Origin of the sequence: Flavobacterium sp. SH_e (genome assembly GCF_025717045.1) — a bacterium.
Taxonomy (GTDB): Bacteria; Bacteroidota; Bacteroidia; order Flavobacteriales; family Flavobacteriaceae; genus Flavobacterium.
This window is the reverse complement of sequence record NZ_JAOVZN010000003.1, coordinates 126,687-148,511: the sequence shown is the minus strand read 5'-3', so window position 1 is coordinate 148,511 and position 21,825 is coordinate 126,687. Positions and strand designations below refer to the sequence as shown.

The 21,825-nt window shown below is 33.1% G+C and carries 18 protein-coding genes; 9 read left to right on the top strand and 9 right to left on the bottom strand.

The features are described from left to right. Positions 1–18: 18 nt before the first annotated feature. Positions 19–912 carry a M20/M25/M40 family metallo-hydrolase gene (locus OD917_RS05770; RefSeq protein ID WP_263522599.1) on the top strand — a complete coding sequence of 298 codons (894 nt, stop codon included), beginning with the start codon at positions 19–21 and terminating at the stop codon, positions 910–912. A 68-nt stretch (positions 913–980) separates the two neighbouring features. Here the strand turns inward: OD917_RS05770 and OD917_RS05765 are convergent, their stop codons facing one another. After that, entirely contained in the window at positions 981–1,346 is a 366-nt protein-coding gene (locus OD917_RS05765; RefSeq protein ID WP_263522598.1) for a winged helix-turn-helix transcriptional regulator, read from the bottom strand. An 81-nt stretch (positions 1,347–1,427) separates the two neighbouring features. Here OD917_RS05765 and OD917_RS05760 point away from each other — a divergent pair, with 81 nt between their 5' ends. Next, entirely contained in the window at positions 1,428–2,303 is an 876-nt protein-coding gene (locus OD917_RS05760; protein WP_263522597.1) for an NAD(P)H-binding protein, read from the top strand. A 308-nt stretch (positions 2,304–2,611) separates the two neighbouring features. Here the strand turns inward: OD917_RS05760 and OD917_RS05755 are convergent, their stop codons facing one another. The 4 genes from OD917_RS05755 to OD917_RS05740 all read right to left on the bottom strand — a co-directional run bounded on the left by OD917_RS05755 (position 2,612) and on the right by OD917_RS05740 (position 7,900). After that, the gene (locus OD917_RS05755; protein ID WP_263522596.1) at positions 2,612–3,607 is read right to left on the bottom strand and encodes an FAD:protein FMN transferase; all 996 of its coding nucleotides are present in this window, start codon (positions 3,605–3,607) and stop codon (positions 2,612–2,614) included. An 8-nt stretch (positions 3,608–3,615) separates the two neighbouring features. Next, the gene (locus tag OD917_RS05750) at positions 3,616–5,799 is read right to left on the bottom strand and encodes a PepSY domain-containing protein (protein WP_263522595.1); all 2,184 of its coding nucleotides are present in this window, start codon (positions 5,797–5,799) and stop codon (positions 3,616–3,618) included. 27 nt (positions 5,800–5,826) lie between these two features. Beyond that, entirely contained in the window at positions 5,827–6,309 is a 483-nt protein-coding gene (locus OD917_RS05745; protein ID WP_263522594.1) for a DUF2271 domain-containing protein, read from the bottom strand. A gap of 100 nt (positions 6,310–6,409) precedes the next feature. Beyond that, positions 6,410–7,900, bottom strand: a complete 1,491-nt coding sequence (locus OD917_RS05740; RefSeq protein WP_263522593.1) for an ankyrin repeat domain-containing protein — start codon at positions 7,898–7,900, stop codon at positions 6,410–6,412. A gap of 844 nt (positions 7,901–8,744) precedes the next feature. Between OD917_RS05740 and OD917_RS05735 the strand changes: the two genes are divergently transcribed. Continuing rightward, positions 8,745–9,719 carry a ribonucleotide-diphosphate reductase subunit beta gene (locus tag OD917_RS05735; RefSeq protein WP_263522591.1) on the top strand — a complete coding sequence of 325 codons (975 nt, stop codon included), beginning with the start codon at positions 8,745–8,747 and terminating at the stop codon, positions 9,717–9,719. Positions 9,720–9,737: 18 nt separating this feature from the next. Further along, complete coding sequence (locus tag OD917_RS05730) at positions 9,738–11,435, top strand: ribonucleoside-diphosphate reductase subunit alpha (protein ID WP_263522590.1); 1,698 nt, start codon at positions 9,738–9,740, stop codon at positions 11,433–11,435. A gap of 165 nt (positions 11,436–11,600) precedes the next feature. Here OD917_RS05730 and OD917_RS05725 read toward each other — a convergent pair whose 3' ends face one another. Together OD917_RS05725 and ribB are read right to left on the bottom strand one after the other, a co-directional pair. Further along, on the bottom strand, positions 11,601–12,173 hold the full coding sequence (locus OD917_RS05725) for a Crp/Fnr family transcriptional regulator (protein WP_263522589.1): 573 nt from the start codon (positions 12,171–12,173) through the stop codon (positions 11,601–11,603). Continuing rightward, the gene (gene ribB / locus OD917_RS05720; RefSeq protein WP_263522588.1) at positions 12,174–12,836 is read right to left on the bottom strand and encodes a 3,4-dihydroxy-2-butanone-4-phosphate synthase; all 663 of its coding nucleotides are present in this window, start codon (positions 12,834–12,836) and stop codon (positions 12,174–12,176) included. A 187-nt stretch (positions 12,837–13,023) separates the two neighbouring features. Here ribB and OD917_RS05715 point away from each other — a divergent pair, with 187 nt between their 5' ends. Beyond that, entirely contained in the window at positions 13,024–14,628 is a 1,605-nt protein-coding gene (locus OD917_RS05715) for a Na+/H+ antiporter (protein WP_263522587.1), read from the top strand. Between the two features lie 159 nt (positions 14,629–14,787). On the opposite strand, the gene OD917_RS05710 is transcribed toward OD917_RS05715, so the two are convergent. Further along, positions 14,788–16,560, bottom strand: coding sequence for a MutS-related protein (locus OD917_RS05710; protein ID WP_263522586.1), 1,773 nt, complete (start codon positions 16,558–16,560; stop codon positions 14,788–14,790). 61 nt (positions 16,561–16,621) lie between these two features. Beyond that, positions 16,622–17,455: a universal stress protein gene (locus OD917_RS05705; RefSeq protein WP_263522585.1), complete on the bottom strand. Its 834-nt coding sequence runs from the start codon at positions 17,453–17,455 to the stop codon at positions 16,622–16,624. Positions 17,456–17,636: 181 nt separating this feature from the next. Here OD917_RS05705 and mnmE point away from each other — a divergent pair, with 181 nt between their 5' ends. From mnmE to OD917_RS05685, 4 genes are all read left to right on the top strand, one after another. Beyond that, positions 17,637–19,037 carry a tRNA uridine-5-carboxymethylaminomethyl(34) synthesis GTPase MnmE gene (gene mnmE, locus OD917_RS05700; RefSeq protein WP_263522584.1) on the top strand — a complete coding sequence of 467 codons (1,401 nt, stop codon included), beginning with the start codon at positions 17,637–17,639 and terminating at the stop codon, positions 19,035–19,037. Positions 19,038–19,322: 285 nt separating this feature from the next. Next, a complete protein-coding gene (locus OD917_RS05695) occupies positions 19,323–19,892 on the top strand; it encodes a helix-turn-helix domain-containing protein (protein ID WP_263522583.1) in 570 nt (189 codons plus the stop codon). Next, positions 19,885–21,027 carry a site-specific integrase gene (locus tag OD917_RS05690; protein WP_263522582.1) on the top strand — a complete coding sequence of 381 codons (1,143 nt, stop codon included), beginning with the start codon at positions 19,885–19,887 and terminating at the stop codon, positions 21,025–21,027. The genes OD917_RS05695 and OD917_RS05690 overlap by 8 nt, the downstream gene beginning before the upstream one ends. Before the next feature lie 423 nt (positions 21,028–21,450). Then, positions 21,451–21,696, top strand: a complete 246-nt coding sequence (locus tag OD917_RS05685; protein WP_263522581.1) for a hypothetical protein — start codon at positions 21,451–21,453, stop codon at positions 21,694–21,696. Positions 21,697–21,825: the final 129 nt, after the last annotated feature.

Sequence of the window (21,825 nt, the reverse complement as noted above, 5' to 3'; positions counted from 1 at the left end):
AATGCTCAAAATAAGGAGATGTCTAAAACCTTTTATAAGCACGACAAATATTTATCTTCTGATAAATTAGAAGGGCGTTTTCCAGGAACAAAAGGAAACAACGAGGCTGCGGAATACATTCAGAAGTATTTTAAAAAATACGGTTTAAAAGAATTTAATAATTCCTATTATCAGCCTTTCAAACTTTTTGTGAAAGAAGGAATTAATAAAATGAAATCGGATAGTGTTGCAACTCAAAATGTTTTCGGTTATATCGAAGGTTCAGATCCGAATCTAAAAAACGAATACATTGTCATTGGCGCACATTACGATCACTGGGGCTGGGGCGGACCCAATTCAGGAAGTAAAAAGAAAGAAGCTTTTGCTATTCACAACGGAGCCGATGATAATGCTTCTGGCGTTTCGGCATTATTGTGCATTTTAGAAGAAATTTCAAAGGAAAAAGTGAAACCAAAAAGAAGCATCATTTTTATTTCTTTTAGCGGAGAAGAAGAAGGATTGCTTGGTTCTAAATACTTTATCAATCATTTGCCAATTCCAAAAGAAAACGTAAAAGTAATGCTGAATATGGATATGGTTGGAAGATTAAATGATAAAAAAGAACTTTATATGGGTGGCGCAGGAACTTTTCCTAACGGAGTTGAATTAATGAAAAAACTGCAAGAAAATAGCGGATTAAATCCCGTTATACACGCAGGCGACGTTGGCGGTTCTGATCATGTTTCCTTTTATAAAGAATCGATTTCTGCCGTAGGTTTTCATACAGGCGGACATCCGCAATATCATACGCCTGATGACGATATTGATCTGATTAATTCAGATGGAGGAGCTTTGGTTGCAAAATATATTTACAATGCTCTAACTCAAATTGCCAATTACGAAGAAGCTTTGGTTTTTATTAAACAAAATTAAAAAGCGTTATTCAATATAAATAAGTTAAGTTAATTAGTTTTTTGTTGCTTGAAGAAAGGCGGTGTCTATTAAATAGTATAGACGCCGTCTTTTACTTTAAAAGCCCACGCAGCCATTGCATCAATAACAGGTAAAAGGCCATTTCCCGCATTACTTAGTTTATAAGTAACAAATGGTGGAACAACAGGTTTTGCCTCTCGAATAACCAAACCATCAGCCTCAAGTTGCTTTAAATGCTGAATAAGCATTTTTTCTGTTACGGCCGGAATTGCTCTTTTCAATTCGCTGTAACGTTTATCTCCAGTCGATAAATGATATAAAATAATAGGTTTCCAGTAGCCTCCAATTTTTTCCATAACAAAAGTTACAGGACATTTTTCCAACGCATACTGCTTGTTTTCCTGAATAGTAGAAGATTCTTTAATTGCTGTCATGATACATACTTTAGGGTAAGTACTTGTATAAAAGTAAGTACAAAGATACCTTTGTAATGTTAAATAAAAAAACATTTTAAGATGAAAATTATAATCTCAGGTTCGTTAGGAAATATCGGAAAGCCGTTGACGGCACAATTAGTAAAATCGGGACACGATGTAACGGTTATCAGCAGTAATGCAGATCGAAAAGACGCCATCGAAAATTTAGGTGCAAAAGCAGCAATTGGATCAGTTAGCGATGCTGATTTTCTTTCTAAAGCTTTATCAGGTGCAGATGCTCTTTTTGCAATGACACCTCCAAATATGGGTGGAGTAAATATTATTAAAAACACTACAGATGCGGGTCACGCTTTCGCAAAAGCAATCCAGACAGCCAACATTAAAAGAGTAGTAATGTTAAGCAGTATTGGAGCTGATTTACCGACAGGAAACGGACCAATTGCAGGTTTGTATAATATTGAAAAGATTTATGAGAAACTGGACACTTCAATTACATTTTTGAGAGCTGGATATTTCTACTTTAATTTCTTTAATGATATTCCGATGATAAAAGGAGCGGGGATTATGGGAGCAAATTTCCCTGCGTCAAACCGTATTCCGTTAGTGCATCCAGAAGATATTGCATTTGCCGCAGCAGAAGAATTGCAGAAAACACAAGAAGGCAAAAACATTCGTTACATTGTAAGTGATGTTAAAACGCCTTCAGAAATTGTAAAAACTTTTGGAGCTGCTATTGGAAAACCAGAACTTCCTTGGATTGAGTTTACAGATGAACAATATTTTGGCGGAATGACACAAGCTGGAGTTCCTGAAGAAATGGCTGGTTTATATACCGAAATGGGAACAGGATTAAGAAACGAAACTATCGCTGCCGATTTCTTAAACAATGATGGAAACGTACAAGGAAAAATCAAATTAGAAGATTTTGCAAAAGAATTTTCTTCAAAATTCTAATCATGACCAATTGATTAAAATGTTTTAAATACATAAATTAAAAAACATTCCGCTTACTAAAGACAGAAGCGGAATGTTTAATTTAAAAAAAAAAATCTCAAAATGAGAGCGGTTAACGTGCTGTTTTCACAGCCGTATTTTTTTTCAATGTTACAGTTTTATTGGACTGCAAACTTATATGATAATTAAAATTTAATCTTAATAAAACAATTAGAAGATTATTAGAATTGCCTTGTGGATTCTAATGTTTTTTTAATGTGAGTTGCTAATTGTTAATGATTTACGATTAACCATTAACTATTAACCATTTACAAATTATAATCAAAGTTTTTAGATTTGATAACTTTCCCTTTATCAGTAATCATAAGACAGCTGTATTCAGGAAATTTTTGAAGTAAAAGAAGGCCTTCTATTTGGCCTAAAACCATTATAGAAGTGCTTAAACCGTTGGCGGTTTCTGCGTTTGGGCCAAAAACAGTTACGCTACATAAACCAGTTGCGGGATAGCCAGTTGCGGGATTTATAATATGAGAATAGCGTTTTCCATTAAAAACAACAAATTTTTCATAACTGCCAGAAGTCGTAACAGCGCCTTGTTTAAGCGCAACAGTTCCAATCAATTTTTCAGGATTAAACGGATTTGTAATTCCAATTTTCCAATCATGTCCGTTCGGTTGTTTTCCCCAAGTACTCATATCGCCTGAACCGTTTATTATTCCAGCCTGAACATCTTTTTCGAGCATCATTTTACGACATTTATCGGTTGCATAACCTTCGCCTAGAGCGCCGAAACCAATTTTCATTCCTTTTAATTTTAGAAAAATAGTCGATTCTGTACTGTCTAAAATAATATTTTTATAACCTACTTTCTCAACCGATTTTTTTATGGCTTCCGCTGAAGGCATTTCGGTCATCGAGCCATCAAATTTCCAAATGCGATCTAAAGCTGCAAAACTAATGTCAAATCCGCCGTTGGTAATTTCAGAAAGTTTAATCGCTCTTTGCGTCAATTCGAAAACTTCACGATCTACTTTAATGGGTTTTATTCCTGCATTTTGATTAACCTCGGAAACTTGAGAATCGGGTTTCCAATCAGAAATTAAATTTTCAATTCGGGTAATTTCGCCAATAACTAGATCAATGTTTTGTTCGGCCGAAAGTGAATCTTTATCTACAATACTAATGTCAAAACGCCCACCCATAAGCAAAGTCGTTCTTTTTCTTAAAACTTGCGAATGCACTGAAAAACAGCAAGTAATTACAAATAGAAATAAAATTTTATGATAGCAAGAATTGATTGACATATTGTTTTCTAATAACAGTCGGTTAAAATTTGATTATTGGCCTTATATTCTGAAAGCGTTTTTAATTGGTTTGCTGTGCATAATTCATTCAAAACTACTTCAACATCTTTTTGCATTTGAAGCGAACCACAAATCATGATAACACCACCTCTTTTTAATAAATAAACAAAAAACGAAGAATCTCTTTTAATCAAATCCATTACATAAATATGTTCTGCTTCACGAGATAAAGCAACATGAAAATTATCAAGTTGTTCTTTCCGAATCATGATTCCTGCAAACTTTTTATAAGCCATCAGCGTTGGCGTTTCCATTCTGAATCCGCTATAAAGATGCAGTTCTTTTTTAGTATTATTCTGTTCAATCATTCCTAAGAAAGGAGCGATTCCTGTTCCGTTAGAAATAAAAGCTACTTTTTGCGCTTTCTTCGGAAGATGGAAAGCAGGATTTTTAACAATCTGAGCTTTTATAACATTTCCAGGTTCTAAAGCATTTAAATATCCGGAACCTAAACCGTTTGGATGAAGTTTTACAACTAATTGAATATTTCCAGAATGATTTCCAATTGAGTAGAGACGCTCTCTTGAATCATTAGCTGGATAAATTGCTAATAAATCACCAGAAGTGAATTTAGTTCTCATGTTCGGACGCAAAGTCAAAATAAAAGTATGCTCGGTCTCAGAAATTGGAGTTTTATCTAAAACCATTAATTTTTGCAAACCTTTCGGAATGTGATTGTATAAAGAAGGTGTTGTAGCTAATGGAATTCCTGTTTTGGCACTCCATAATTTTGCCCATTCAACAAATTCTACAGCCGATTTGTCATTTACAGTTTGTAGATCTAAAAAACGTTCCGTCCAATTTTGATTTTCTAAAAGCTGATCAATTTCAATTGCAAATCCGCAGAAATCTGGATATGATTTAGAACCAAAACCAACTACAGAAAAATTGATTTTCTGCTCCTGATTTTGTTTTTCTAATAATGTTTTGAATTTGTTAGCATTAGAAGGCGCATCTCCCAAACCATGCGTTGAAGAAAATACGATAATATGTTCTGCTTTTGGATAAGCGGTAAACTTATTCAATTCGGTTATAAAAGCTTTATGTCCTTGATCTATTATTTGCTTCAGAATTGCGTTTGCAAATCGGAAAGAACTTCCATTTTCAGAACCTACTAAAAGAATAAAAGTACTTTCGTTTGCTTTAAATTTATTTTTAATCAGGCTTGATCTTCGTTTCAAGGTAATCGCAAAACCAGAATAAATGAAGAACAAAATATTAAGGCACGCAATAGCCAAAATTACAGCCCAGATTCCGTTAATTCTTCCCGTATGAAGATCAAGACTCAAAGCTGCATATTGTGCAGTTATAGGAGATTTTTTTTCAGAAATTACAGCTCCTGTAACTTGATTTACTTCAACTTCTCGATCTTTCAATTCAATTATATAATATTCTTCTGGATCATCTGTAAACGGAAATTCGATTTTTTTTACATCTGATAATAAAGTTGTTTTGAAAATGGAAGTTGTTTTTGCTTTGGCTGAAAGTTCTGTTTTTACAGGTTTAGCTTTTTCTTCACCCATAAAAAAGTTGAATCTTTCCAACGATAAATAAGCTCCTGTAAGCGAAATAATCAAAATCGGAATTAAAGCTAATCTTCCTAAAAGAACATGGTAATATTGCGCAAAATATTCTTTAATAATTTTAGAAAAGAAATTTCGGATGCCGCGCTGTCTTTTTAGAACCAACACGAAACCCGAAATTGATATTAATAACAAGCAAAAAGAAATAACGCCAACAAAAAATCGTCCTGCTTCATGAAGAAACAGAGAACGATGCAAACTAGTAATCCATTTAATGAATTCTGATTTTTTTATAGGAGTTCCTAATGCTTTTCCAGTTTTTGGATCAATGTAAGCATTAACGTCATTTCCATCTTCATCAATAGCCTTAAGTGTTACAAATTGATTGTAATCTACACTCAATTCTGTAATTTCTGGATACGCTTTCTTTAAAATTGGTAGTGTTTCGCCTAAAGTTATTTTATTAAAATTTTCAGCTTTATAAGGAAGCGTTTTTTCCTGAACTGCATCGACTGCCAGAATGATTCCTGTTACCGAAGCCAAAAGCAAAAAAATAGAAGAAAATAAGGCCAAAGCCAAATGTGCGTAACGCCAAAAAGAAAGAGTCATTGAGTGTATTCTAGAAATGTAGTCGTATTATATTTTACTTAATCTTACGTATTTGATGTAACCTTTACCATCAGTTTTATCTGCAAGACCTTCAGTTGTAAGCGGAATTTCAAGATCGCTCACATAATATTTCTGATCTTCAACAGCAGATTCAAAACGTAATTTGTAACCTTTATTAATTTTAGAATTTTCGATTTCGATAGTTGTCACACTACGATCGCCTCCAGTTACAGAAGCTCCAGTTTTTGCACTAATATCTTCTGATTTTGCAGTATGAAATTTATTCCATTCTTTTAAAGACTTGTACCATTTTTTGTCATCGCCCATTACATAAAGCGTTTTTTCGTATTCACCAGCCGAATTAACTAAAGAAACAACGATGTAAGCACCTTCTCCCATATAATTATTCATTTGCAGCATAATCTTGTATTTGCTAGATTGTGCCTGAGATTGAAAAGAAACTAGAAAGATAAAAGCGCTTGTAAGAGCAATTTTTAATATTGATTTCATCTGAAATTATGTATTTGTGTGGATTTGTAATGTGAAATCCCAAATCCCAAAAATAGAGTTTGGAATTTGGAATTTCAAATATTGATTATTAATTAATTGTTTATTTTAAAAATTCAACAGAAACGTTGTTTTTAGTTAACAGCTCATTTTCTTTTGCTAAAGCGTAAGCCGTTTCGTCGAATTCTGTGCTGATGTCTTTTTTAGCTCCAATAGAAACTAAATATTTTAAAACAGAATCATCTTTTGAAATCATTGCAGCTCTATGTAATACTGTTAAGCCATCTTTGTTTTTAGCATTGACATCAACTTTTAAATCAGTTATTTTTTTAAGAAGTGAAACATCATTTTTTGTAATGGCTAAATGATATAAAGTATTTCCATCTTTTTGCGGAGTCGCTAAGTTCAATCCTTTATCTTGAAGAGATTTAGCTTTTGCATCAAAAGGATCTATAGTTACTTTTTCTCTTCCAGCCGGACGATAAGATTGTACTAAATAAACGCCTAAATTATTTCCGTCTTTATCTTTTACATTTACATCAGCACCTTTAGTCAAAAGTAAATTTACTGCATCTGGAGATCCGTTTCTAACAGCGAAAGTCAAAGCAGATTCTCCTTTTAGATTTTGGGCATTTATGTTTTTTGCAATTGGAAGAAACAATTCTAAAACAGCAGTTTCTCTCGCTGCTGCAGCTGCCATAACTGGCGTATTTCCTTCTTTATCAGCTTTGTTTACATCAACACCTTTTTCTAAGAAATATTTAATGATTTCTGTCTGATTAGGTTTTCCAGCCAAAATATGCAATACGTTTTGTCCTGCTTTGTTTTGAGCAGTTGCTTTAATTTTTACTTCTTCAACCAAATATTTATAGGTTTCCAAAGTATTAGTTTCTCTACGGCTTCCTTGTGCCGCAAATAAAAGAGCATCGCTAGTTGGTTTAATTCCTTTTTCTAAAAGTTTCTTCAAAAGTGGAAGGTTTCCTGCTCTTGCAGCATAAGTAAAGGCAGTATTTCCATCATTATCAACGTCTTTTAAAGACATTCCTTTAGTAGAAAAATATTCGGCAGCTTTTAAATCTTTATCTGTTGCAATTGCTAAAAGTAGAAGATTAGCGCCGTTTGCATATTTTTTTGTTGGATTAAGACCTGCTTTGAAAAAAACATCGTACATCGCAGGATTTGATTGACCGTTTGAAGCTGCGAAATCAGCAGGAGCAGTTCCGTGGCTGTCTTCAAAATTTACGTCAGAACCTTTTGTTGTAAGATATTGTACTAATTCTGTATTTCCTTTGTAAGCAGCCCAGTGCAGATAGATACGATTATCGTGAGTTAATTTTGTAATCGAATTTCCAGGTTGTTCTACTAAAAATTTGATAGTTGCAAAAGGAGCATCATTATTAATTGCTAATGTTGTAACATCAAAAGCATTTACATTAGCTTCAGCTGGATTATTTCCTTTAGCGATTTCTGCTTGAACCGTTTCAACACTTGGGGAAGTTTTCCAGAATGCAGCATCTAACAACGAGTTTTTTTGCTGTGCATTTACAAATAAAGTCGCAGCTAATGCAAAAGAAACGAAAAGATTCTTTTTCATATTTCGATAATTTATGGTTATTGAATTGTACAATATTGATTTAATTTTTAGGAATATTTCTCTCTATTTAGAATAAATAAAAATAAAGCAAATGTAGAAATTAATATTCTTAAACCAAGAATAATTTGTCGCAAAAAGGAATTCGAGTCTAATTTTGCTTAAAATTAAGGATAGCTTAAGCAAATATTAATTCTTTTTTAATCTTATAATTTGTATGAGATGAAAAAAACGAAATTTTGATGGTAAAAGAAAACTCAAGAGATAGAAACTGTACGGAAGATTTTAATTTGTTGGATGTTTATTACATAATTCGTCTTTTAATCTTATTTCGTCTCAAAAAAAGTCTTTTTAACGATCTTGTTTTTTATAATAAAAAATAATCTCATAAAATTATTTCCTGTAAACATTTGTGATCAAGAATGTTGTGATTTTATAAATAAAAAATAGCTTAAAAAATTATTTAGAACAATTATTAATAAGAAGCTTTTTTTGGTTGAAAAATGTAGCTTTGATTTTGCTTTTTTTAAATCGAAGTGTTGATAACTGTTTTGCATTTGACACTAAAAAAGTTCGCTTTTTCATGTTGATAACTTAACATTAATTTTAAGGAAAATGCTAGCTCATTGACAATTACAAGATATTATGTTACTGTTGATAAAATTTGCGAATTTGAGGTTTTTTGAAGTTTTAAAACTGTTGATAATTGGACGGATTTTTAACATCAAAAACTGGATAAAAGAAGAACTGTGGGTTAAATTTGTAATTATAGAAATCACGCCAATACGACCCCAAATTTGTGCGCTCGCTTTTCTATTTCAAATTCGTCACTTAAAACTCTATATATATGTCAATTTTTGATAAAAGAATCAATTATAAACCTTTTGAATATCCTGAGGTTCTGCAATTTACCGAAGCAATTAATAAGGCTTATTGGGTACACACTGAAGTAGATTTTACTGCCGATACGCAAGATTTTCATGCGCATTTGGATTTGGCTGAAAAAACAGCAATTAAAAATAGTTTATTGGCAATCGCACAGATTGAGGTAGCTGTAAAAAGTTTTTGGGGTAATATATACGAGCATTTTCCAAAACCAGAATTCAATGGTTTGGGAACTACTTTTGCAGAATGTGAATTCAGACATTCAGAAGCATATTCTCGTTTATTGGAAGTTTTAGGTTATAATGACGAATTTGAAAGACTTTTGGACGTTCCTGTGATTCGCAGACGTGTAGATTATCTTTCTAATGTACTGAAAGATACAAAATCTCAGGACAACAGAAAATACATGGTTTCGCTGATTTTGTTCAGTATTTTAATCGAAAATGTTTCATTATTCAGTCAGTTTGCTATTCTATTGTCGTTCACAAGATTCAAAGGATATATGAAAAATGTGAGCAATATTATCGCTTGGACTTCAATAGACGAACAAATTCATGCAAATGGCGGAATTTATATCATCAATAAAATCCGTGAAGAATTCCCTGAATATTTTGATGCAGATACTTTAGAATTAATTAGAGAAACCGTTAAAGAATCAATTACGGTTGAAGCAGATATTTTAGATTGGATTTTTGAAAACGGAGCGGTTGAAACTATAAATAAAGAAGATTTGGTAAACTTCATGAAATTTAGAATTGATGAAAGTTTGAAGCAAATCAATATCGAAACCATTTTTAATGTTTCTCCAGAAGAGTATTCAAAAATGACTTGGTTTGAAGAAGAAGTTTTTGCAAACAGTTTAGATGATTTCTTTGCAAAACGTCCAGTTGAATATACGAAACACGACAAGAGTATCACTGCAAACGATCTTTTCTAATACAAGCCCATAATATATATGAATACAATAGACACAAACCCAGCAAATAACAATTTTGAACCACAAAACGACAGTAAAATGTGGTGGAAAAATTCTGAAAGTGAGCAAATTTTAAACCGCGGTTATCTTTTGAAAGGAGAAACAGTAGAAGGAGCAATTGATAGAATTTGCACGGCTGCTTCAAAAAGACTTTACAAACCAGAGTTGAAAGAGTCTTTTATGGAAATGATAGAAAGAGGCTGGATGAGTATCAGTTCGCCAGTTTGGGCAAATATGGGAACAGAAAGGGGATTGCCAATTTCTTGTTTTAATGTTCACGTTCCAGATAAAATTGAAGGAATTACACATAAGCTTGGAGAAGTAATCATGCAGACTAAAATTGGAGGTGGAACTTCTGGTTATTTTGGTGAATTGCGCGAACGCGGAAGTGCTGTAACCGATAACGGAAAGAGTAGTGGAGCGGTAAGTTTCATGAAACTTTTTGATACGGCAATGGATACCATTTCACAAGGTGGAGTTCGTCGTGGTGCATTTGCAGCTTATTTGGATATTGATCATCCAGATATTGAAGAGTTTTTGAAAATTAAAAGTATTGGAAATCCAATTCAGAACTTGTTTACTGGAATCTGTGTACCAGATTATTGGATGCAGGAAATGATTGATGGCGATGGCGAAAAAAGACAAATTTGGGCTAAAGTATTAGAAAGCCGCCAACAAAAAGGTTTGCCTTATATTTTCTTTAGTGATAATGTAAATAAAAATAAACCCCAAGTTTATAAAGATCAGAATCTAAGAATCAATGCAAGTAATTTGTGTAGTGAGATTATGCTTCCTTCAACCCATGATGAATCATTTATTTGCTGTTTATCTTCTATGAACTTAGAATTGTATGAAGAATGGAAAGATACTGAAGCAGTAAAATTGGCGATCTTTTTCTTAGATGCTGTTTTACAGGAATTCATCGAAAAAACAGAAGGAAACTATTATCTTTCCGCTGCTAATAAATTTGCAAAAAGACACCGTGCATTAGGTTTAGGAGTTTTAGGATGGCATTCTTATTTGCAGAAAAACATGATTCCATTTGAAGGAATGGAAGCTAAAATGAAGACTACAGAAATTTTCAAACATATTAGCGATAAAGCAGATAAAGCAAGTCAAGAATTGGCTAGAATTTACGGTGAACCAGAATTGTTAAAAGGTTACGGAAGACGTAATACAACTACAATGGCGATTGCTCCAACGACATCTTCTTCTGCAATTTTAGGACAGACTTCACCAGGTATTGAGCCTTTCAGCAGTAACTACTATAAAGCTGGTTTGAGTAAAGGTAATTTCATGCGTAAAAACAAATACCTTAAAAAACTGTTGGAAGAAAAAGGTTTAGATAACGAAGAAGTTTGGAGAGGAATTATGTTAAACGGAGGAAGTGTTCAGCACATGGAACAATTGACTCAGCAGGAAAAGGATGTTTTTAAAACATTTAAAGAAATTAGCCAGTTAGAAATTGTACAGCAGGCAGGAATTCGTCAGAAATTTGTTGATCAAGGACAAAGTTTAAATCTTAATATTCCAGCAGAATTAGCTATTAAAGATGTAAACCGTTTGATGATCGAAGCTTGGCAACAAGGAGTAAAAAGTTTGTACTACCAAAGAAGCCAAAGTGTTTCTAAAGAATTAGTAACAAGTCTTGTTTCTTGCAGCAGTTGTGAATCATAAAAATCAAAAGCCGAATCTTAAATTAGATTCGGCTTTTTTATTCATACTGTTTGTCATTCCGAGGAACGAGGAATCACACGCGAAAATCCACAAAGATTTTCCAAATAGTTTTGTCATGTCGACGAAGAAGACATCTCCAAGAGTAACTCCACAATCAAACTAAACTTAAGTCTTAGACTTCAGCCTACTCAACGTTTCCTGAGAAATATTTATGTAAGAAGCCACAATTTTATTAGGAAGCCGTTTTACAATTGCAGGATTAATTTTCAAGAGCTGATTATACCTTTCCAAAGCGTCCATTGTCGTAAAAGACATTAAACGATTGGCATTATTTACATACGCTTTTTCCAAATAATTGCTGTAAAACTCGTGCCATTGCGGAATAATTTTCATTAAATGATTAAAATCTTCATGAGAAATAGACAGCAATTCCGATTTCTCAACAACCTGAATATTTTCGAGAGCTGGCATTTTAGTAATAAAACTAACCAAAGCTGTAGCAAACTGATTTTCAAAAGCAATATATCTAGTTACATCTTTTCCTTCTTCATTAATAAAAAAGATTCTTAAACAGCCTTTTGCAACAAAAAAAGTCTCTTGACTGATTTGACCTTGAGCCAACAAAATCTCGTTTTTCCCTTTTTTTACAAGTTTAAAATAAGAGAGAATGGTTTCTAAATCTTCAACAGAAACATTAATGCTTTTTCGAATGGAATTGCCAAGCTGTTCGTATATCATTTAATTGTAATCTCTAACAAATTTGCGATAGTAAATAATATCTTCAATAGATAAAACCACTAAATCGTGTTCTTGTGCAAAGCTAATGATTTTGTGTAGTTTAGCCATGCTTCCGTCTTCGTTCATCAATTCGCAAAGAACAGCTTCAGGTTGTAAACCCGCCAGTTTCATTAAATCGACACTTCCTTCTGTATGGCCATTTCTTCCTAAAACGCCGTTATTATTCGCTCTAAGTGGAAAAATGTGCCCAGGTTTTGCTAAATCTTCAGGTTTTGCATTTTTTGCAATCGCTGTTTTTATCGTTGTAATTCGATCTTTTGCAGAAACTCCAGTTGTTACTCCATTTTTAGCTTCTATAGTAATAGTAAACGGAGTTTGAAAACTGCTTGTATTTTCTTTTACCATATACGGAAGTTTCAATTCATCAGCTTTTTCATTTGTTAGACAAAGACAGACAATTCCGCTGCATTCACGAATCATTAAAGCCATATCTTGAACGCTCATATGTTGGGCAGAAAAAATAAGATCGCCTTCATTTTCACGGTTTTCATCATCGGTTACCAAAACACCTTTTCCATTTTTAAGCTGTTCTAAAGCATTTTCAACACGTTCTTTACTCGTTAAGCCAAATTGTACTAACGGACTTATTTCTGTACTTATCATTTGATATATTTTAAACTTATTTTGAAGAAACTAAAAAGCAAATCTAACGCTGTTTGAAAACAAAAAGTTTGATGTAAGTCAATAAATCGGTGTTCTATTTTTTTAATGTTTATCTAATTTAGTTGTCATAAAATCTTAATTTAGTACCCGAAATCTATAATCCAAAATCCAATAAATACCATCTCACATGGAGAATATTACCGTTATTATAATGCTGCTTTTTGGAGTTGCTTTTCTTAGTCTTATTAGCAAAAGATATAATTTTCCAATTCCTATAGTCCTTGTTTTATGTGGCGTTGTAATTAGTGTTGTTCCAGGACTTCCAGTAATTGCTTTGAGTCCAGAAATAGTATTTATTATATTTCTTCCACCACTTTTGTACCATGCAGCGTGGCATACTAGTTGGTCTGACTTTAAGCAGTCGATTCGACCGATAACTTTTGCTGCTGTAGGCTTGGTCTTTTTTACAACAGGATTAGTTGCCGTAGCGGCGCATTGGCTTATTGATGATATTTCTTGGCCGTTAGCTTTTTTACTTGGCGCTATTGTTTCACCGCCAGATGCAGTCTCTGCAACAGCAATTACAAAAGGTTTGGGACTTAATCCAAGATTAATTGCGATTCTCGAAGGAGAAAGTTTGGTAAACGATGCAAGCGGTCTTGTTGCATACAAATATGCTCTTACAGCGATTACAGCAGGAAATTTTGTTTTATGGCAGGCAGGATTAAATTTTGTTTTGATGTCAGTTCTTGGTATCGCAATAGGTTTAGCCGTTGGTTACATAATGTTTTATATTCATAAAAGATTTGTTTGCGATGATATTATCGAGGTAACACTCACATTATTAACGCCATTTGCATCTTATTTAATTGCAGAACATTTTGAAGGCTCGGGAGTTTTGGCAGTTGTAACTACAGGTCTTTTCCTTGCCGCAAGATCAGGAACTATTTTTTCTCATGAAAGCCGAATTATGACGAATACTATTTGGGACGTTTTAAACAACATTCTAAACGGTTTGATTTTTATTTTAATCGGACTTCAATTGAGACAAATTATTGCAGGAATCAGTAATTACTCAGGAAATTCTTTATTCATTTGGGGAGCTGTAATTAGTATTGTGGTTATTTTAGTTCGTTTTTTATGGGTCATTCCAGCTACAATTCTTCCGAGAATAATTAGTAAAAGAATTCGAGAAAAAGAAACTTTCGATTATCGAAATATGATCATTTTTGGCTGGTCTGGAATGCGTGGAGTGGTTTCAATGGCGGCAGCTTTGGCACTTCCGTTAATGTTGAATAAAACAGAAGAATTTCCGCTCAGAAATTTAATTATATACTTGGTTTTTTGCGTGATACTTTCGACTTTGGTTATACAAGGACTTACACTTCCATGGTTGATCAAGAAGCTGAAAATTGAACGCTACTCGATACTTGCAGAAGAATATAATATTAGAAATGTTATTGTCTCAGAAACTATCGCCCATATTGAAGATAATTTCTCATTATTGAATGATGAATTGCTTCATAATATAAAAAGCAAATACGAAGTAAAATTCAACCGTCTGCAAAAGACTGAACTTCCAGCTAATTTTTTCGGAAATGGTAAACTTCTTGGAGGTGAAATTTTTAATGATTTCACTAAAATTCAAATTGATTTGCTGAACGTAGAACGAGCAAAATTGGAATCGATGCATAAATTGGGCTCTGTAAACGAAGAAATCTTCCGCAAAATAGAAAAAGAGCTAGATTTGGAAGAAACCCGTTTATGGATGGAAATGTACGAGGAGAATTAATTGTTAATGGTGAATTGTAAATTATGAATTATGAATTATGAATTATGAATTATGAATTATGAATTATGAATGTCTTTCTTTACGCACAGAAAATAATTAATAATTAACCATTAATAATTAACCATTGATAATTTACAATTCACCATTAACAATTAATCATTAAATTACGTTCATTTTCTGCATTAAAAATGTTGCGCTTTTGTTTTTACAGATCCCGTTTCTGAGTTTGTAATCGAAATGTAAATCGTTGTTTTGAATCTCAACTTCGAAACATTGATTGATTAAGATTTCAGGATATTCGTTCGTCGTAAGACAAACTTCAATGTCGTGAGTTGCGATTGCACCGATTGCTTTTTTAGAAATTATTTTCTTAACGACTTCAATTGTTCCGTTTCGTTTGTCATCGGAATTTGTACCTCTTAAAATCTCATCTAATAGAACAAAAGCAGGCTGATTTTCAAGTGCATCCATGATCTGTTTTAAACGTTTAATTTCAGCAAAAAAGTAAGATTCAGAATCAGATAACGAATCTGATAATCTCATTGAAACTAAAACTGGAAGTGGATGAATCTTAGCATCTGATGCACAAATAACTGAGCCAATTCCACCAAGAACCATATTGATTCCCAAACTTCTTAAAAATGTACTTTTTCCAGACATATTAGATCCAGTCAAAATCACGAAAGATTGAGGATAAAACTGAGTGTTATTTCCAATTCTTGTTACAGGATTTAATAAAGGATGGCTTAAATTTTTAAACTCGATTTTATACTCAGAATTGATTTCAGGGAAAACAAAATCTGGATTGTTGTAAGCTAAATTTGCTAAACTGTTTAGAGCTTCAATTTCGCCAATGATAGTTATCCAACGATCAATTTCTGAAGAAAAATCTTCTTTCCATTTTAAAAGCGCTCTTAAAACATGCAGATTGAATAAAAATGTTCCGTTGAATAAAGTGGCTGTTACAAAATTATTTATCGTATCCATTCTTGAAAACAACTCAGAAAGCTTTTTTAAATGCTGACTTGCCTTAGCATTCTTAAAATGAAGTTGTTCTTGCAAATGGATTAGTTTTTTAGATTTAAAAGATTCATTCTCAATTTTTTCAATCAATAAACTGTATTGTTTTATTATTTTATCAATATTGTCAGCTTTTGCAATTTCCGACTGAATTCTTTTTAATGATCTTCCTAAAACAATTAAATTGGCAATAAAAATGTATGTCAGGTAAGAAAGCAAAATGGTTTTAGAAGTAAAAAAATAAGCGACTAAGAATCCAAAAAAGGAAACAGGAAGAATAATCGAAAGTGCTGCTAAAACTTTAGATAAACTATTGTTTTGAAATGAAGTCCAATGTTTTATGGCTTCATAAGATTGTTTGGAATCTTCGCTAATAATTGCAAGTGCTTGAAATTCTTGTCTCCAATCTATTTTATTTTTTAATTCATTAATAGCTTCTTGGTTTTCTAAAATTTCAGTTTTAGGAAGAGTGTTTAATAATAAATATGCAAGAGTTTTTTTTCCAATAAATGAAGCCGTTCTGTTTAGGTTTTGGAATAAAGAATGTTCTCCAAAAATATCCAAATCATACGCATACGGATGATGAAAATCGATAAATTCGACACCATTTTCAAAAGGTATTTTTTCTCTCTTTAGAAAAGCTATTTCGTTTTGATTAATTTTTAAAAGCGTTTCGGCTAATAGTTTTTGAAAAGACAGTTTAGAATGTATTCTCATTAAAACAATAAAACCAGCAAAAGATAAAACAGCTAAAAAGACATAAAGTATTTCGTTTGTTTTGATGTAGTAAAACATAAAAAACAAAAACATAAAAATACTCAATAACCTCAAAAGGCTTATGCTGTTATATTTTTTGTTGGTTTTATGATATAATTCTGAATGTTTTGTAACGTTGTCCTGATATGCTTTCATTCTAATAATTTGCTTGAATACAAATATAGCTTTTAAGTTACAAAATTATTCATTAGAATAGTTAATCTTCGTGCATAACCAAAACTGGAATTTGGACTTCTTTTGATATTTTTTTACTAAAACTAGAGTCAAATAAACTTTCAAAGAAAGAACGTTTGTGGGTGATAGTTGTCAAAATATCGATGTCTTTGTAAAGAACAAAATCAAGAATGGTTTCTTTTACATCATCACTTGGCAAAACCAAAAATTCTACATTTTCAGTTGCAAATTCTTTTTCCCATTCTTTTATAGTACCATCCGAAACGTCAGAATTTGATGTTTTTACATATAAACTTTTAACCTTTGCATCTGTTTTCTTAGCTATCTTCAAGATTTTTTTTAACTCTTTTTTATCTTTTTCACGGTAGCGAGTAGTAAATCCGATGGTTTTGATTTTCTTGTATTTGGCATCAACAGGTACACATAAAACAGGAACTTCTACACCAGAAATTACAGAATTGGTATTCGATCCCGTAAAAAATTTTGTCCAGTCAGAAACACCATTTGTACCCATAATTACAAAATCTATGCTATCTTCTTCAACCGCATTTTTAAGGTTATAAATAAGGTCACCATCCATTAGTCGGTGTTTTATTACTATATCTTCTAATTTTCGTTCGGCAGCAATCGCGCGTAGTTTTGGAATTTCATCTTTGAACATTTCAAATTTTGCTAATTCTATTGAACTATATATAGCTGCATAATTCTCTGGAAAAAACTGGCTGTCGTAAACAGGAATCTCAAATGTATGAAGCAAGATTAATTCGGCTTTTACAACTTTAGCAAATTCTAAAGCGTGGACAAATGCGTTAGTAGCAGCATCAGAGAAATCGGTAGGGAACAATATCTTTTTCATCGTATTTAGGATTAAGGTTTGTTTCTCAAATTTACTTATTATGTAAGGAAAACAACCTGATAATTATCAGTATTTTAACACTTAATGATTTCTTAACCGTATCTAATTTACTGCTTTTTTACGAGAATTGAGACGTGTTAGTGCAGAAAAGAAATTAAGGCTTTTTTTATACCTTTGCAGCATGATAAATCAAGATTCTATAGTTGCTTTAGCCACACCATCTGGAGCTGGAGCTATCGCCATAATTCGTATTTCGGGAGCTGAAGCTATTAAAATTGGTAATTCGGTTTTTAAATCTATTAAAAACAAAGATTTAACCAAACAGAAAACGCATACACTGCATTTAGGTCATATTGTAGATGGAAGCAAAACCTTAGACGAAGTTTTAGTTTCTGTATTTAAAGGCCCAAATTCTTATACAGGAGAAGACACGATCGAAATTTCGTGCCACGGGTCAACTTATATTCAACAGCAAATTATTCAATTATTGCTTCGAAATGGCTGTAGAATGGCAGATGCAGGTGAATTTACGTTAAGAGCTTTCTTAAACGGAAAATTAGATTTGTCGCAAGCGGAAGCAGTTGCCGATTTGATTTCGTCAGACAATGAAGCTTCTCACCAAATTGCAATGCAGCAAATGCGCGGTGGGTTCAGTAATGAAATTGCAAAATTGCGAGAAGAACTTTTAAATTTTGCTTCTTTAATTGAATTGGAATTGGACTTTGCGGAAGAAGATGTAGAATTTGCAGATAGAACACAATTTCATGAATTATTAAATAGAATTGAATTTGTTTTAAAACGTCTTATTGATTCATTTGCCGTTGGAAACGTAATTAAAAACGGAATTCCTGTTGCGATTGTTGGTGAGCCAAATGTAGGAAAATCGACTTTATTGAATGCTTTATTGAACGAAGAGCGTGCAATTGTTTCTGACATTGCTGGAACAACACGCGATACAATCGAAGACGAATTGGTAATTGGCGGAATCGGATTTAGATTTATTGATACAGCTGGAATTCGTGATACAAAAGATGTTGTAGAAAGTATCGGAATCAAAAAAACTTTCGAAAAAATAGAACAGGCACAAGTCGTGATTTATTTATTTGATGGATTGAAATTTCAAACTTCAAGTTCTGAGTTTGTAAATGAAATTGAACAAATCAAGAATAAATATCCTCTAAAACCTCTAATTATTGTAGTAAATAAAAGAGATATCCTTTCTAATGATGAAGTAGCAAACATTACTAATCAGTTAGAAAATTTAAATGCAAAATTGCTATTAATTTCTGCGAAAGAAAAAATAGGAGTAGAAGATTTAAAAAATGAGTTATTGTCTTTTGTAAATACTGGTGCACTTCGAAACAATGAAACTATTGTAACCAATACAAGACATTATGATTCATTATTAAAAGCTTTAGATGAAATTCAGAAAGTGAAATTTGGCTTAGAGTCTGGACTTTCAAGTGATTTAATGGCGCTCGATATTCGTGAAGCTTTATACCAATTCGGGTTAATCACAGGTCAAGTCTCTAATGACGAATTGTTAGGGAACATCTTCGCCAACTTTTGCATCGGCAAGTAGAAGGGACAAAAAGAAACAAAATAAAAATAACAAAAAGAGCTAAAATGTTGGTAATTAACATTTTAGCTCTTTTTTTATTGGGTGGTTTTTTGGAATATTTGGGTGTTGTTTTGCTCGGATTTGTACCCCAGTTGTACCTCGAATTTCGAGGTACAAATTTTTGTACCTCGATCGACAAATTATGGCACTCAATGGCACACAGTGGCGCATAAACGCACCTTGCGGCACGTCATGGCACAAATGAACGGATAAAGTAGGACACATAACTTAAAATGTAAGAAAATTATGAGTTCAAACATTCGAATTAACAAAATCTGCGAGTTTTGCGATAACAATTTTATCGCGCAGAGAATTAAAACCCGCTTCTGCTCCCTGAAATGCGCGAGTAAGAGCTACAAGGACAGAAAAAGACAAGTAACTAATGATGTTCCGGAAGAGGCATCTGAAGGCATCAGAAGCTATGATTTGGAGGTGCTTAAAAAGCAGGATTTTTTCACCATTCTGCAGTGCAGCCAAATTTTTGGAATCAGCAGAAGGACAATATTCAGAATGATTGCCAGAAATGATTTAGATATTGTAAAACTTGGAAGAAGGACCCTAATATCAAAAGACAGCATAAGCAGTTTATTTATTGTTCAGAACCCCCAGCCAGAAGAAAGTGCGTCAGATACGATTGATTTTGATCTGGATGGCTGCTATACTATTTCCCAGGCACAGACGGCTTATAACATAAGCCAGAGCGGCTTGTACTTTATTATTAAAAAGTATGGTATAAAAAAGTATGTCTCCGGTAATTATTCATACGTGCAGAAAAAGGATTTGGATGTTTATTTAAAAGGTATTGATCATGAATAAAAGTAGTATCACACTTAGAAAGAAAGCTATTTCAGGAGGACGATTATCCTTATATCTTGATTATTATCCTCCATTTTGGGATTCGAAAACGAACAGTTTCTCAAGACGAGAATTTTTGAAGCTTTATCTTCACCAGAAGCCTGCAAATCAGTACGAGAAGGCTGCTAATGCTGAGAATCTCCACACTGCTGAACTTATAAGGGCAAGAAAACAGAATGAAATCAATAAAAGTGAAATCTATTCTGCATTTGAGAAAGAGCAATTAGCAATACAGGAGGTTGGAAGGGAATCTTTTCTTGAGTATTATAAAAAATTAGGCGCTAAAAAAGTCGGCAACAATCTGTCAATCTGGGCCTCTGCTATTACCCATTTTGAAGCCTTCCTAAAAGGGAAGGATCTGGCATTTAATGAGGTGACGGTTTCTTTAATTGAAGATTTCAGGGATTATCTTTTAAAAGCTAAAAGCTTGAGAAAGAATAAAAAGCAGCTGTCACGAAATACAGCTCTTTCCTATTATAACAAGATTAAAACAACCCTGAAGGCTGCTTATAGAGAGGATAAGCTGAAAACGGATATCAATGCCAAGATAGGATCGATAAAGGAAATGGAATCCCAGCGGAATTTTATGACTCTTGAAGAAACGCGCAGGCTTTTTGCAACGCCCTGCCCTAATCTGACTGTACGTAAGATTTCAATGTTTTCGGTTCTTACAGGTGTGAGATATTCAGATATTGCAAAGCTGACCTGGTCAGAACTGCATTACATTGAGAATGACGGCCATTATATCATATTCAGGCAGAAGAAAACGGAAGGGGCTGTGTCCATTCCTATTTCTGATGAGGCTTTTGAGCTTTTGGGAAAGAGAAAAGGAGAAAATGAGAAGGTATTTAAAGGTTTAAACAAATGGGATGTTGACCGTGTGCTTCCCGTATGGGTGGCACTATCAGGAATAAGCAAGCATATTACTTTCCACTGCTTTAGGCATACTTATGCTACATTGCAGCTGACAGCAGGAACAGATATTTTTACCATTTCAAAAATGCTTGGGCACAAGAGCGTAAAAACGACCCAGATTTATGCAAAAGTGATTGATCAGAAGAAAAGAGACGCTGCAAACAGAATTTCCATCCAATAAATTGAAAGTGCTTATAAAATTTGAACGCCTCCTTTTTGCAAGTGGGGCGTTTATAGCATTTTGGCAAAATTTGGCAGAAAGCTTATCTGCTTAAAGTTTTATTCTTCCCATTCCATATCATAAAAGAGAAGATCCTCTTCGTATGCTTCTGTGCCTGCTCCAAACCCTTCAGGTGCGTAATCATGCTTTTCGTATTCCATAACAGTTTTTTTTAGAGGGTTAAGATGAAGTTTTTTTCGTGAGGATAATTTTTTAAAAGTAATTTTTTGGCGGTATTTAATTTTATACAATTATGTTTAAGACTTTTATAATTTTCACTTGACAGCAGTCTTTTTTTTAACACTGCTGCGGGATGTGCATACGATCTAAATAAGTATATTTGGATTGGAGAATGATCAAAAAAACACTAATAGATCTTTCAGAATGGAAAAAGCGATACAATTAAAAGTGAGAAAAGATTTGGATGCCCGCCAGCAGCACACCATAATTAAGCTCAAAGGAAGCCTGATTTCAAAAGGCTATACCGAAATTATCCATATAGTGGATCAGGATGAAGAATTTCATATCAATACTTTTGAAACTTCTTCTGAAAAGCGAAATGAAGTGCAGGAGTATATAGCTGCTTTTATCAATCAGGAAAACCTTGCGGACACAATCACACTTAAATAAGAATGATTTCCTTTGAATGTGCTTTCACATGAGAGGATTGAGGCATTATGCTTTATAAAATCAGTTTTAAATTCCCTGCTCTAATGGGCATCATATAGCAGAACAGAAAAATCCTTTTCAGGAATGAAT